Here is a 13,075-nt window from a genome sequence, read left to right as displayed (position 1 = left end):
ACACCTCCGGGCGATGCGAGACAGTCATAGGGGAAGGTCGGGGAGGCCGGAACTTAAGCGGTTCCCTCGCTGTGCCGGCCAAACGCGGGCCCCGGTCACCCCTCGACGACGCTCTGCACGTAGAGGTGTGCGGAGACGGCGAACCAGACCACGGCGCTCAGCTCCGCGAGAGCGCCGGCGAGGCTCTGTACGGCCGGGAACAGAGCAGCGAGCGGACCCGAACCGGGAGCGACGAGTCTGCCGACGTAACTCAGCCCGATGGCGACGGTAAACAGCGAGAGGAGACGCGCCAGCTTCCAGCGATAGCTGGTCGTCATCGCCCAGCTCACCCGGATCGATTCCAGCGGGCCGTACCGGCCGAGGATACACGCCTCCATCGCGAACCAGCACTTGAACAGCATGATTCCGACGGGAAGCAACAGCAGCCCGACGGAGACGGCGAACACCAGCATGTAGCCGTACGGGGTCGTCGGTTGGAGCGCCGTGAGGACCAGCACGCCCATAAGCGCGACACTCAGCAGTGTCGAGAGCGCGGAGAGCGCACCGAGCAACCCGATCAGGACCACGACCAGCACTAGCGCCCGGCCGACGGCCCGTCTGCACCACAGCCACGGACTCACCGTGTCTCCGGTGAGTTCACGCGCGGTGAGTGTCGCGACGTAGATTCTGACGCCGATGAAAAAGCCGCCGGCGACGGCGATTTCGAGCACGTCCGCGACCGGAACCGGGAGATACCGAACGCCGAGGACATCGACGAGCGTACCGAGCGCGACCAGGACGGCCCCGAGGACGAGAATAGACGGGTGCGTACGGCAGAGTCGCCAGCTCCAGGCGACAGTGTCGAGGAGGCTCCGCCGGGTCGCCGTGGCGTCGACGTTCCGACAGTCGAGACAGCCACAGCCGTCGGTCTCCGAGCGGCGGCGAATCGGCAGCCCACGCGGGCCGGCGGACACCGACGGGGGCCGCTCCTCCCCAGCGGTCATTCCTCTCCCAGAAGCCCGGAAACGGCGTTGCCAAGCGACACCAGCAGCGGTGAGACGCCGACGACTGACGCGAACGACTCGAACGCGCGCCGCATCGCGGGCTTGTCGTCGCTGGTCCCGAGAAAGACGAGCGTCGGGTCCTCGGCGACGACGAACACGTCCATCTCCCGGCCCTTCTCCGAGTAGCAGGTGTCGACGACCTCGATGAGTCCGACGTCGTCGAGGTTGCCGAGGTGGTAGTGGACGTTCTGGACGGACATGTCGAGCCCCTCGGCGATAGTCGCCGGCGTCGCCGGTTCCTCGTTCAACAGCCGGAAGATATCCTGTGCCGTCTCCGAACCCAGCGCCGAGAACACCTCGCAGGTCGCCTCGTCGTCGATACACAGCACCGACGGCTCGTCGCTTCGCTCGACCGATGCGTCAGTCTCTGTCGGCAGGAGTCGTCCCATATGTCTGTGTCCTGACGGAACTGTCGCGCAGTGGACCGATATCACCGCTGTGGCGTTCCACGGCCGAATACCTTACTGTGTTTCGACAGTTCCTGCGGGTTTCGGACGGTCAGATTGCCGGGTCCAAGCGGGCTGCCCTCCGGCGAGGCGGAGGAAGTAGGCCGCATGAACGGTGTAGCAGTACGTGAGCGCCGCCGTCGACAGGACGCTCGCGACGGCGACGACGAGCGTCGAGGCGCCGAAGTACGGTGTCGCGGGGAGCCACGTCGGTGAGACCTCCAGTAACACCTCGGGATGGGGGACGAGGCTCACGACAAACACCCAGAGCAGCGTGAACCCGACGACGCTACCGAGGTTGTGTCGGACGAGTGCGACACTCCGCCGGACCGCGCCCGCGACGCTCCGGTCTTCGGCGACGATGGCCGGCGCGAGGAACTGTACGAACAGGAGCACCGTGGGGATACCGAGTAGCGTGGCGAGGACACTCAGCGCGAAAGTGATGCCCGCGCCGACGAGCGCCGCGTCACCCATGTCGACGAGAACGAGCAGGACCAGCGGTACGAGGGTGAGCGCGAACAGGACCGTGAACAACGCGACGAGGCCGGCGACGAACAGCACCGTCGCGGCCAGCAGCCGCGAGTAGTTCGCGACGCCGGCCCGAACGAAGGTCGCAAGCGAGCTCTCGCCGTCCCGGACCGCCGCGACGGCCATCCCCAGAAACCCCCCGAGAACGAACGGAAAGGTCAGTAGCAGTCCCAGCGCGACAATCGGCTCGGTCTCCGGCCCGAAATCCAGTACACCCGCGAGTGACAGCGCGACCAGCAGCCCGCCGGCGACGAGCAACGTCGGGGTAGTTGACAGCGCGGTCCAACCGTCGCGGAACGATTCGAGAGCGGCCATACAGCGAGCTACGAGAGAGACCCTCTTGAGGCGGCCGTAACATCAAAACGCGTTTTGATACTTCCAGCGAGCAGACCCGCCGTTGGGGCGGGGGCACCTCGCTGCTCCCGAAACGACCGTGGAAGACGAGTATCAGACAGTAATCAGGGGGATTACTCTCTGAGACGCCTTCAGGGCAGTGCCCTCACGAGCCTCCCCTCGTGAGCCTACCGGCTCACTCGCGGAGACACCGTCAATCAGAGATTGACGAGCCTTCGTTCGTAACCCTACGGGTTACTCACGAAGACGCCGTCGGAGACAAGCTCCGACGAGCCTGCGCTCGTGTTACTCGCGCAGACGCTCGTAGATGAGCTGGTCGAGGTCCTCGCGGAGTTCGTCGACCGCGACCTCTTCGAGGACGGGGACGAAGAAGCCCTCGACGAGCATGTTCTTCGCCTTCTCGGGGTGGACACCGCGGGAGGTCATGTAGAACATGTCCTCGGCGTCGACCTGCCCGACCGTCGCGGAGTGGGAGGCCTCGGTGTCGTGGTTGTTGATGATGAGCTTCGGAGAGGCGTCGGCCTCGGACTCGTCCGAGAGCATGAGGGTGTTCTCACGCTGGTAGGACGACGTGTCCCACGCGTCGGTGCCGACGTCCTGAACGCCCTCGTACACCGAGCGGGCCTCGTCGTCGAGGACGCCCCGTGTCACGAGGTCGGCGACGGTGTGCTCGGCCTCGTGCCAGACACGGGCCGCGATATCGACGTGCTGGTCGTCGTGGCCGAAGAACGCGCCGACGATCTGGGACTCCGAGGAGTCCCCGAGCAGGCGCGTCTCGACGCTGGACTTCGTGAGTCGGGAGCCGATGTTGCCCTCGATCCAGTCGATACTACCGTACGTGTCGGCGTGGCCGCGCTTGACCTGGTAGTTGTAGCTCTCCTCCGAGAGGTTCTGGAGGGTGCCGTACTGGACGTAGGCGTTCTCGCCCGCGACGGCCTCGACGACGCCGGAGTAGTACTGGTCGCCGTCGATGTCTTCACCGGTCGTCTGTCGTTCGAGGATGGTGACCGAGGCGGACTCCTCGGCGACGACGAGCGTGTAGTTGAACAGCGACTGGCTGTTCATCGTCGTCCGAATCTTCACGTCCTCGGCGTCGACGCCTTCGGGGACGTAGACGACCGTCCCGGCGGAGAACAGCGCCGTCGACAGCGCCGTCAGGTAGTCCCGCTGCGGGTCGACGACGGAGCCGAAGTGGTCCTCGATGAGCTCGCCGTGCTCGTCGAGCGCCTCGGACCAGGAGAGCACGTCGACGCCCTCGGCGTCGATGCGGTCCTTGTCCTGTGCGTAGTCGAGCGGGTCGACCAGCGTCTCGTAGTCGAGCGCGTCGAGGTTCGTCCACTTGCGGCCCGGCGTCTGGATGACGTCGGGCATGTCGAGCTCTTCGAGGGCCTCGAGGGCCGACAGACGGGTTTCGAGCAGCCACTCGGGCTCGTCGAGGTCCGACGAAATCTGTTCGACTGCGTCTTCCGACAGTGTTGCGTGTACCTGCGTGCTCATGGTTATCCGAGCGACCCCTCCATCTCCAGCTCGATGAGACGGTTCAGTTCGACCGCGTACTCGATCGGCAGCTCCTCCGTGATCGGCTCGATGAAGCCGGCGACGATCATCTGCTTTGCGTCGTCGTCGTCCAGTCCACGGGACTGGAGGTAGAAGACGTCCTCGTCGCCGATCTTGCCGACGGTCGCCTCGTGGGCGACGTCGACTTTCGACTCCTGAATCTCCATGTACGGCATCGTATCGGAGGTGGAGTCGTTGTCGAACATCAGGGCGTCACACTCGACCGAAGTCGAGGAGTCCTCGGCGCCGTCGGCGATGTGGACGAGCCCGCGGTAGTTCGTGCGGCCGCCGTCCTTCGCGATGGACTTGGACTCGATGGTGGACTTCGTGTCGGGCGCGTTGTGGTAGACCTTCGCGCCGGTGTCGATGTCCTGTCCCTCGCCGGCCATGGCGATGGTGATGTGGTTGTCCGTCGCGCCGGGGCCCTTGAGGACGGTGGAGGGGTACAGCATCGTGGCCTTCGAGCCCATGCTGCCCGAGACCCACTCCATGGTCCCTTCGGCCTCACAGATGGCGCGCTTGGTGTTGAGGTTGTACGTGTTCTTCGACCAGTTCTGCACGGTCGAGTACTGGACGTGGGCGTTCTCGCCGACGAACACTTCGACCCCACCGCTGTGGAGGTTGAACGCCGAGTACTTCGGGGCGGAACAGCCCTCGATGTAGTGGACCTCCGAGTTCTCCTCGGCGATGATGAGCGTGTGCTCGAACTGGCCCATCCCCTCGGAGTTCATGCGGAAGTACGCCTGCACGGGCATGTTGACCGTGGTGTCTTCCGGGATGTAGACGAAGGAGCCACCGGACCAGACGGCCCCGTGGAGCGCGGCGAACTTGTTGTCGCTCGGGGGGACACACTTCGTCATGAAGTGCTCTTTGACGAGTTCTTCGTGCTCCTGGACCGCCTTGTCCATGTCACAGAAGATGACGCCTTTCTCCTCCCAGCGCTCCTGCATGTTCTGGTAGACGATCTCCGATTCGTACTGGGCGCCGACGCCCGAGAGGGCGTTCTTCTCGGCTTCGGGGATGCCCAGTTTGTCGAAGGTGTCCTGGATCTCTTCCGGGAGGTCTTCCCAGTTCTCCGCGCCGCCGCGTGTCTCGATGTCCGGGCGGATGTAGGGGACGATGTGGTCGATGTCGACTTCCGAGAGGTCGGGCGCTCCGGGCCAGCCCTCCGGCATCGGCATCTCCTGGAACTGCTTCAGCGCGCGCAGGCGGCGCTGGAGCATCCACTCGGGTTCGTCCTTGTCTTCCGAGATGACCCGCACGGTCTCCTCGGTGAGGCCCTTCTCGGTCTCGAAGGCGGACTTCTCGTCCTTCTTGAACTCGAAGCGGGCTTCGGTGTCGGTTTCTTTGAGGTGGTCTTGGTCTGAGCTCATGATATGTATGGGTTAGTGGTGTGGACGTATGGGTGTTATGCGGCCTCGTAGGCTTCCTCGCGGACCCAGTCGTATCCCTCGTCCTCGAGTTTCTCGGCGAGTTCCGGACCGCCGCTCTGGGCGATCTGGCCGTCGAGCATCACGTGGACGTGGTCGGGTTCGACGTAGTCGAGGATGCGCTGGTAGTGGGTGATCTGGAGGATGCCGGCGCCCTGCTCGTCGCGCAGCGCGTTGATTCCCTCGGAGACATCCTGCAGACGGTCGATATCCAGCCCGGAGTCGATCTCGTCGAGCACGGCGACGGACGGTTCGAGGATGGCGGCCTGCAGGACCTCGTTTTGCTTCTTCTCGCCGCCGGAGAAGCCGGCGTTGAGGTAGCGCGAGGCGAACTTCTCGTCCATGTCCAGTTGCTCCATCTTCTCCTGGAGTATCTCCTGGAACTCGGCGACGCCGACCTCGCCTTCCTCGACGTTACCCTCCATCGGGGAGGTGTCGTAGCCGGCGGCGTCCTCCTTGGTGGCCTCGCTCTCTTCGGCCTCTTCTTCCTCGTCCTCGAACAGCTCCTCGCGCTCTTCGAGCTTGGCGTTGAGCGCCGTCCGGAGGAAGTTGACCATGGTCACGCCCTCGATTTCGGCGGGGTACTGGAACCCGAGGAACACGCCCAGCGCGGCGCGCTCGTTTGGTTCGAGGTCGAGCAGGTCCCACGTCCGGAGGTCGTCGGGAATCTCGAAGTCCTCGCCGAACTCGTCGTCTTCGAGGTGGATGAGGACCTCGCCGTCGGTGACTTCGTAGGCCGGGTGGCCGGCGATAACCTTCGCCGTGGTCGACTTGCCCGAGCCGTTGGGCCCCATCAGGGCGTGAATTTCGCCGGACTCCACTTCGAGATTCACACCGCGAAGGATTGTCTCACCGCCTTCCTCTGCAACTTCCGCGTGTAGATTGTTGATTTCGAGTACTGCCATGGTAGTCTTAGGTCAACCGAAACAAGGTTGTTTTCCCCCATCAAGCTTTCGCATTGCCGCGAACTCGATTTCGCTATCCAGAAATAATATTTTCTTGGCCGAAAAGGCACCGCTCCGCGGCGTTACATGTACTGGCCGAGACCGGTCTGCTCCTGGCCGGATTTGACCTCGTCCCAGGAGATGTCCAGCGCCTCCAGAATCCGCGCGATAGGCCCTTTCAGCGTCTTGTCCAGCATCTTGTCCCAGTCGACCTCGAACTCCTCGGGGATCTGGTCGGCGTACTCGAAGCAGATAACGTCGGGGTCCCGGCGGAACTCGCCGTACAGCGGGTCGGTCGAGGCGTCCAGACCCGCCTCGGCCTCGACCCGGTCCCAGAAGTCGGCGTGCACGCGGTCGAGGTAGAGCCGCTTGGGTTTCGACCCGCTCTGGAAGTTCGTCCCCAGCAGGAGGTTGGCGTACTTCGCGCCCCGGACCTGTGCGGTGTCGGTGTCGTAGTTGTCGAGTTTCTTCCCGATACCGCCCGGGATACCCACGTCGTCGTAGTCGACGTTCCCGGCTTGATAGTCCTCGATGACCTCGCCGACGTAGCTCTTGATGTTCTCGGCGTCCTCCCCGTGGACGATGCGGTCGATGACCTCCTTCTGGACGCGCTTGGTGATGGGCGCGATGTCGGACCGCTGGTACTCGAAGCCGGTGATGTCGATGCTGTCGACGTGTTTTCCCTCCTTCCAGACGATGTGGCCCGCGTACCGCTTCTTCTTGCCCGCCTGGAAGAAGCGCCGGTAGAGCTTCTCGAACTCTATCTGGAAGCGGTGTTCCTCGGCGTGCAACCGCTCGCTGGCGAACTCGTCGTACGAGGCGTTGATGATGTCCTCCAGCTCGAACCCCTTCTGGATGGTCGCCGCGATGAGCCCGAGTTCGTCGTCGTCCATCTCCGGGTGTTTCTCGCGCATCTCGTCGGTGACCTCGGCCTCGCCATCGAGGTCGGCTGGGCCGATGTCCCCGAGCTGGAGCATGACGGAGTCGGTGTCTCCGTACACGACCTCGTATCCCTCGTCTTCGACGACCTCGTCCGTGTAGTCGATGACCTCCCGCCCCGTGGCGGTGACGGCCGCGCCCATCTCCTTGTCGTAGAGGCGGAACCGGTCCCATCCCAGCACCCCATACAGCGAGTTCATTATCACCTTGACGGCTGCTTGCTGCCGGTCTAAGCGCTCGTACTCCGGATTATCGGGGTCGTAGCTGTTCCGCTGGGACTTCTTTTCCTCGCGTTCTGTCAGGAGTTCGTCGACCATCGACCGGATGACGCCGTCCGGCTCCTTCCGGAAGTGGGTCCCGTTGGGCGCGCGGTAGGTCTCGCCGTCGTATACGTCGGGGTCGACCTTCGTCTCGGGGCTGGCGTTGGTCGTCACCATACACATCGGGTAGAGCGACTTCAGGTCCAGCACGGTGACGTTCTCACGAACCCCGGTGATGGGGTCGAAGACGGCCCCGCCCTCGTAGTCCTCGCTCTCCTGTTGGCCCTTCGATGGGAGCGCGTACTCGCCGTGGAGTTCGTGCAGGACGTACATGTCGACGGCGTCACCGGGCGTCGTCGCGTCCTCCAGTTTGCACCCAACAAAGGTACGGACCTCGTCCCAGAAGTCGATGATGTCCTGCTCGCGGTCGAGTTCGACACACAGCTCCACGTCGCGGAGGTTGTACTCCAGCAAGCGCTCGGGCTCTTGCTCCCAGAGGTCGCCGATATCGCCGGTGTACCGCTCCTTCCCGACGCCCAGTTCCTGCTCGCCGACGGCGTCGAGTCGGTACGATTCGAGTTCGGTGAACTGGGTTCGCTTGTAGGCATAGAGCAGGTCGAAGACGACACGGCCCTTGATATCCGGCCCCCGCCAGTCGCTTCGCCACACCTCGTCCACTCTCGATAAGCGGTCGATGTTCAGGTCGTAGTCGTGGTCGAAGCTCTGGAGCGCCTCGATGCGGTCCAGCAGATAGGGCGCGTCGAAGTCGTCGAAGTTCCACCCCGTCAGCACGTCCGGGTCGGTGTCCTCGATGTAGCCGATGAAGGCATCCAGCATCGCCGCCTCTTCTTCGAAGATGCGCACGTCGGCCGCCAGGTCGGCGTCGTCCCGAATTGGGTCGTAGCCCGAGAGCGCCTCCGGTCCCTCGATGCCGTCGGGCGACTCGTAGAGCCAGACGACGTACTCGTCCGTGTAGGAGTCGTGGGAGGTGAGACAGACGATGGTCTGTTCGCCGTCCTCGGGGAAGCCGTGGCGGTCGTCGACCTCGATGTCGAAGGTGTTGACCCGCGGGTCGGCGGTCGCCTCGACCGGGCGCAGCTCCTCGTGGTGGACCTTCAGGCTGCCGTCGTCGAGTTCGCGAGCGGGCACCCGCACGCCGCTCGTGATGTCCTTGTCGATGAGCAGGCGGTTGGGAAAGAGGATGTCCGCCTCGTAGTGGTCGAAGTCGTCACGCATCTGCCCGACGTCGCGGGGCGTCTGGCCGAATATCTTGGTCAGGCGCTCGCCGCGGATGGACTCGTAGGGCTCGCCCTCTCCGTCGGTCTCCTCCCAACCGGTGATGTTGTCGTACTGGCGGAGTCGGTCCTCGGCGACGCTGCTGGTCGGGGCATAGAAGTACGGTTTGAACTCGTAGACCCGCGCGTGGACCGGCTCGTTGTCGTCGGTCCGGCCGAAGACGTGGACGACGGGGAACTCATCGTCGCCCCGGCCCTCGACGGTGTAGTCGACCTGCGTGACCACGAACTCCACGGTCTCCTCGACCGGCTGGAACTGGCGTTCGTCGATGTCGACGACGCTCGCGCCCCCGTCGCCGTTGCCCGCGATGGCCGCGGCCTCCGCCGTCGGCCGGTCGCCATCGTCCCCCTCGCTGACGAAATCCCCAAAGGTACGCTGGCTGTCCTCACTCATTGCCCGGTCTTCGAGACGGTACATAAAAACGTCGGCGGTCGGCGGCGTCACCCGCCGCCCGGAGGGACTGTAAAGGATTGTCACAGGCAGAAAGTATATGGTAAAGACTGGCATACCCACAGACGACCTGCCATGTCGCACCACGCATCTCCCGACGGCGAGTCGGATAGGGCGGACGACCTCCGGTCGGACCCTGCGCTTCCCGAGGCAGTGCAGACCACCGAGACGTACGAGACCGAGGAGGGGACGGTGTTCTACGACGCACAGAACCCGCTCGCGTGGGTGCAGACAGATACGACCGTCGCGCTGAACGAACTGGCCTGAAAGAAGTCCTTTTACCCGTCGCGGTCCGACCGGTACTCGTGCTTGACGGTCCCGACGAGGACGGCGAGGGCGTCCTCTCAGAGAAGAGCCCATTCGAGCCCGACGAGTTCGACCCGTCGAGCCTCGGCCCCGACGTTCCGGAGGCGCCCAGTCCACCGGAGGGCGCGGCCAACAACGACGTGACGGCGCTGTTCTGGAAGCTCGTCGTCGTGTTCAACGTCGCCCTACTGGCGCTGTCGGTCGGGCCAATGATCGCCTACTTCGAGGGCGACGTCGACCTGGGCGTCCGTATCACCCTCGTCGGCGCCATTGCGGCCGCCTACGGCTACTTCCGCTACCGTCGGTTCACGAAACAGCGTGACAGCGACGACGCGGCCGAAGACGGGGCGCCGGCAGACGGCGGCGAACCGGACCACAACGGCTAACCACGCCCGACAGCTACTGCGGGCATGCGCACCGTCCGCGACGAGTCGGGGACACACTACATTCTCCTGAAGGAATCGAGCGAGTCGAGTCTCGTCCGGGACCCCAAGACCGGCGCCGAGCGCCACGTCGCCAACGAGAAACTGGCGTCCGTCGACGGCGAGTCGCCGCTCGCGACCGCCGCGACCGCCGTCCCCGACGCGGTGCGGACGGTGGTTACGGCGGCCCACGACGAGCACGCGCTCGGGCTGCTCGTCGAACTCGACACGCGGGGTCCGCTGTCGGTCCACGAGCTGCTCGACAGCTACGACCTCTGTGAGAGCGACCTCCACGGCCTGCTCGGGGAGTTCCGCGCGGCGGGGCTCGTCGAGGAGGCCGACGTGTTCGGCCAGCGGGGGTACGACACCACCGACACGGCGACCGATGCGGTCGCCTTCCTCACGAGCTAGTCGGCAAGTTCGGCCACCGTCTCCTCGATGCGGTCGACCCGGGAGACGTGCGAGCGGTTGGACGTGGCGTTTTTCTCCACCCGGACGAGGTCGTCGGCCGCGCCGACGAGCTCGTCGTCGTGGCTGACGACCAGAATCTGGTCGACGCCGACCTCGTCGCGCATGTACGCCACGAGGTCCAGTAACTGCGTGACGTGACCCGAGTCGAGAAACACCGTCGGCTCGTCGAGGATGAGCGGCGGCATCGGTGCCGCGCCCTCGATACCCTCGGCGAGCAGCCGGTAGATGGCACACCGCAGGCTGAGATTGAACAGCGCCCGCTCGCCGCCCGAGAGCTGTTCGGGCTCCAGCGGGTCCCCGTCCTTCTGGAACACCGTCAGCTGGTACTCGCCGTCGAGTTCGATGTGCGAGTACGAATCGTTCTGGTACACCAGAGAGAACGTCTCGTTGAGCATCCGTTCGAGCGTCTCGACGTTGCGCCGGCGCAGCTCCGCGCGGAGCGTGCCGTACATCTCCTGGAGCTGCTCGCTCTCGTCGTACAGGGCTTCGAGCTTCGAGACGGTGGCGGCCAGCTCCTCGCGCTGCTCGCGGAGCGTCTCTAGCTCCGCGAGTTCGTTCTCGACGCCCCCGATAGCCGCCTGCGTCTCGTCGCGTTGGTCGCGCAGTTCCGCGAGCTTGGCGTCCGCCTTCTCGATGTAGTCCGCGGCGCGGTCCGTCTCGGAACGGGCCTCCTCGATGCGGTCCTCGTCGACCTGTTCGGCCAGTTCCTGCCGTCGCTCCCGTTTCTCCGCGAGGCGCTCGCGGCGCTGTTCGTTCATCGCGTCCTGCTGGGCGCGTTTCTCCCGCAGTTGCTCGATGTCGCTCTCGCGCTCGTCGACGGCGTCGAGGAGGGTCTCCACCTGCTCTAACCGCTGGATAGACTGTTTGACCTGCTGGTGTTCCTGGTTGCACTCGCCGATTACCGAGCGGGACTCGGCGGCCAGTTCCTCGGCCGCGGTCGCGGCGTCGCGTTTCTCCTCGGCCTCGGCTTCGAGTTCTTCAGCGGACTCCCGCAGCTCCTCGATGCGGGTCTCGTCGGCGTCCAGCCCCGATTCTTTCTCCTCGATGAGCTGAACGACGTTGGCCCGGTTCGATTCGAGCGTGGCCAGCCGGTCGGCCGCGTCGGCCAGCGACTCGGTTCGTTCCAGCTCGCCTTCGAGCGTCTCGACGGTCTCGCGAGCGGCTTCGAGGGACGACTCCAGCTCCGCGACCCGCTCGCGGTCGTCCTCGATAGAGTCGACGTGTGGGGACTCGGCCACGTCCTGACCGCATTCGGGACATTTCCCCTCGTCGAGCAGCGCCTCGGCCTCCCGGAGCGAGTCGCGCTCGCTCGCCAGTTTCGTCTCCAGCTCGGTCACCCGCTGGCGGGCCTCGTCGAGGTCGGCAGCGACGGAGTCGCGGCGGTCCGTCGCGTCCGCACGGTCGACATCGCTGTCCGCGAACCGGGCTTCGAGCCGCTGTATCTGTTCGTCGATATCGTCGAGTTTCTCGCGCCGCGTCGCGACGGTCGCGCGCGCGTCTTCGATGTCGGATTCGAGGTCGTCGGCCTCGTCACGTTTCGCCTCGGCGCGGGACTGCAGGTCCTCGGCCTCGGCCTCCCGCGACTCGGCCTCGCTGCTGTGTTTCTGTGCCTCGACTTTCCGGGATTCGATGCGCGAGCGCAGCTCCTCCGCGCGCTCCTCCAGCGTCTCGATTCGGGACGTGACGCGCTCCGGGTCGGCCTCGTCGAGGTCGGTCTCGGCGAGCGTCTCGTCGAAGTCAGCGGCCAGCTCCTCGCGTTCGGCTTTCAGCGCCGAGACGCGCTCTTTCAGCTCCTGGCGCTCGGCCTCCGTCTCGGTTATCTCCGCTTCCAGCGTCTCGATGTCGCCGCCGAGTTCGGTCAGTTGCTCCCGGCGCTCCTCGTACTCCTCGAGGACCGCCCTCGCCTGTTCGAGCGTCTCGGCGGCCGTCTCGCGCTGGCCCTCGATGCGCTCGATGTCGGCGGTCGTCTCCGCCAGTCGGGTCTCCAGCGCGTTCAGCCGGTCGTGGAGGCCTTTCTCCTCTTTTTCCGTTATCTGGTCGTCCAGCTGGTCGAGCCGGCTCTGTTTGTCCTCGCGGACCCGCTTGACCCCGACGCGGGCGTCGCTGGCCCGTTCGCGGTACTCCTCCAGCTTCCCGAGCTGGAGGAGGTCGTCGAGCATGTCCTGTCGGTCGCTCGCGGAGGCGTTGATGAGCTTGTTCACCTCGCCCTGGCGGACGTAGGCGCAGTTGACGAACGCCTCGCTGTCCATCCGGAGGAGTTCGGTGATACGGCGGCGGACCGCCCGGGCTCCCTCGAAGGTGTCGTCCGGGGTCTCCAGAACGCATTTCGCCGTCGTCGCGCGCTCGCCCGTGTTCCGCACCCGTCGAGTGAGGTGGTACTCCCCGCCCGCGTGCGCGAACCACAGCTCGACGGTACAGTCGTCGGCGCCGATGGTGACCACGTCCTCCAGCTTCTCGTCGATGGCCTTCGAGCCGTAGAGGGCGAAGAAACAGGCCTCAAGCAGCGAGGACTTCCCGCTGCCGTTGAGCCCGTGGATGACCGTCACGCCGGGGTCTAGCGCGAGGTCGGCGTCGTCGTAACACTTGAAATGCTCCATGGAGACACGCTGGAATCGCACTACCGACCACC

The 13,075-nt window shown here is 65.2% G+C and carries 11 protein-coding genes; 3 read left to right on the top strand and 8 right to left on the bottom strand.

Annotated elements, in window-relative coordinates; translation table 11 throughout:
* Positions 1-95 precede the first annotated feature (95 nt).
* The 7 genes from NDI56_RS00805 to NDI56_RS00775 form a co-directional block, all read right to left on the bottom strand.
* The gene (locus NDI56_RS00805; protein WP_310917505.1) at positions 96-983 is read right to left on the bottom strand and encodes a hypothetical protein; all 888 of its coding nucleotides are present in this window, start codon (positions 981-983) and stop codon (positions 96-98) included.
* Positions 980-1,432, bottom strand: coding sequence for an ArsR/SmtB family transcription factor (locus NDI56_RS00800; protein ID WP_310917504.1), 453 nt, complete (start codon positions 1,430-1,432; stop codon positions 980-982). The genes NDI56_RS00805 and NDI56_RS00800 overlap by 4 nt, the downstream gene beginning before the upstream one ends.
* Before the next feature lie 72 nt (positions 1,433-1,504).
* A complete protein-coding gene (locus NDI56_RS00795) occupies positions 1,505-2,332 on the bottom strand; it encodes a DUF7847 domain-containing protein (RefSeq protein WP_310917503.1) in 828 nt (275 codons plus the stop codon).
* Between the two features lie 324 nt (positions 2,333-2,656).
* Positions 2,657-3,868 carry a Fe-S cluster assembly protein SufD gene (gene sufD, locus NDI56_RS00790; protein ID WP_310917502.1) on the bottom strand — a complete coding sequence of 404 codons (1,212 nt, stop codon included), beginning with the start codon at positions 3,866-3,868 and terminating at the stop codon, positions 2,657-2,659.
* Positions 3,869-3,870: 2 nt separating this feature from the next.
* Positions 3,871-5,301 (bottom strand): Fe-S cluster assembly protein SufB, encoded by a 1,431-nt coding sequence (sufB, locus tag NDI56_RS00785; RefSeq protein WP_310917501.1) that lies wholly within the window; start codon positions 5,299-5,301, stop codon positions 3,871-3,873.
* Between the two features lie 35 nt (positions 5,302-5,336).
* Positions 5,337-6,263, bottom strand: a complete 927-nt coding sequence (locus tag NDI56_RS00780) for an ABC transporter ATP-binding protein (protein WP_310917500.1) — start codon at positions 6,261-6,263, stop codon at positions 5,337-5,339.
* 122 nt (positions 6,264-6,385) lie between these two features.
* The gene (locus NDI56_RS00775; RefSeq protein ID WP_310917499.1) at positions 6,386-9,190 is read right to left on the bottom strand and encodes a DNA-directed DNA polymerase; all 2,805 of its coding nucleotides are present in this window, start codon (positions 9,188-9,190) and stop codon (positions 6,386-6,388) included.
* 132 nt (positions 9,191-9,322) lie between these two features.
* Here NDI56_RS00775 and NDI56_RS00770 point away from each other — a divergent pair, with 132 nt between their 5' ends.
* The 3 genes from NDI56_RS00770 to NDI56_RS00760 are packed head-to-tail and all read left to right on the top strand — an operon-like array spanning position 9,323 to position 10,386.
* Positions 9,323-9,514 (top strand): DUF7331 family protein, encoded by a 192-nt coding sequence (locus NDI56_RS00770; RefSeq protein ID WP_310917498.1) that lies wholly within the window; start codon positions 9,323-9,325, stop codon positions 9,512-9,514.
* A 38-nt stretch (positions 9,515-9,552) separates the two neighbouring features.
* Positions 9,553-9,939: a DUF7322 domain-containing protein gene (locus NDI56_RS00765; protein ID WP_310917497.1), complete on the top strand. Its 387-nt coding sequence runs from the start codon at positions 9,553-9,555 to the stop codon at positions 9,937-9,939.
* 24 nt (positions 9,940-9,963) lie between these two features.
* On the top strand, positions 9,964-10,386 hold the full coding sequence (locus tag NDI56_RS00760; protein WP_310917496.1) for a DUF7346 family protein: 423 nt from the start codon (positions 9,964-9,966) through the stop codon (positions 10,384-10,386).
* Here NDI56_RS00760 and rad50 read toward each other — a convergent pair.
* Positions 10,383-13,064 (bottom strand): DNA double-strand break repair ATPase Rad50, encoded by a 2,682-nt coding sequence (rad50, locus tag NDI56_RS00755; protein ID WP_310917495.1) that lies wholly within the window; start codon positions 13,062-13,064, stop codon positions 10,383-10,385. The genes NDI56_RS00760 and rad50 overlap by 4 nt on opposite strands.
* Between the last annotated feature and the right edge of the window lie 11 nt (positions 13,065-13,075).

This window comes from Halomicroarcula saliterrae (genome assembly GCF_031624395.1).
Taxonomy (GTDB): Archaea; Halobacteriota; Halobacteria; order Halobacteriales; family Haloarculaceae; genus Haloarcula; species Haloarcula saliterrae.
Note: the sequence above shows the minus strand (reverse complement) of the source record. Positions and strands in the feature narration are given on the sequence as shown.

Coding starts and splice junctions, on each gene's coding strand:
- NDI56_RS00805 (WP_310917505.1), bottom strand. CDS start 983: ATGACCGCTGGGGAGGAGCGGCCCCCGTCGGTGTCCGCCGGCCCGCGT.
- NDI56_RS00800 (WP_310917504.1), bottom strand. CDS start 1,432: ATGGGACGACTCCTGCCGACAGAGACTGACGCATCGGTCGAGCGAAGC.
- NDI56_RS00795 (WP_310917503.1), bottom strand. CDS start 2,332: ATGGCCGCTCTCGAATCGTTCCGCGACGGTTGGACCGCGCTGTCAACT.
- sufD (WP_310917502.1), bottom strand. CDS start 3,868: ATGAGCACGCAGGTACACGCAACACTGTCGGAAGACGCAGTCGAACAG.
- sufB (WP_310917501.1), bottom strand. CDS start 5,301: ATGAGCTCAGACCAAGACCACCTCAAAGAAACCGACACCGAAGCCCGC.
- NDI56_RS00780 (WP_310917500.1), bottom strand. CDS start 6,263: ATGGCAGTACTCGAAATCAACAATCTACACGCGGAAGTTGCAGAGGAA.
- NDI56_RS00775 (WP_310917499.1), bottom strand. CDS start 9,190: ATGAGTGAGGACAGCCAGCGTACCTTTGGGGATTTCGTCAGCGAGGGG.
- NDI56_RS00770 (WP_310917498.1), top strand. CDS start 9,323: ATGTCGCACCACGCATCTCCCGACGGCGAGTCGGATAGGGCGGACGAC.
- NDI56_RS00760 (WP_310917496.1), top strand. CDS start 9,964: ATGCGCACCGTCCGCGACGAGTCGGGGACACACTACATTCTCCTGAAG.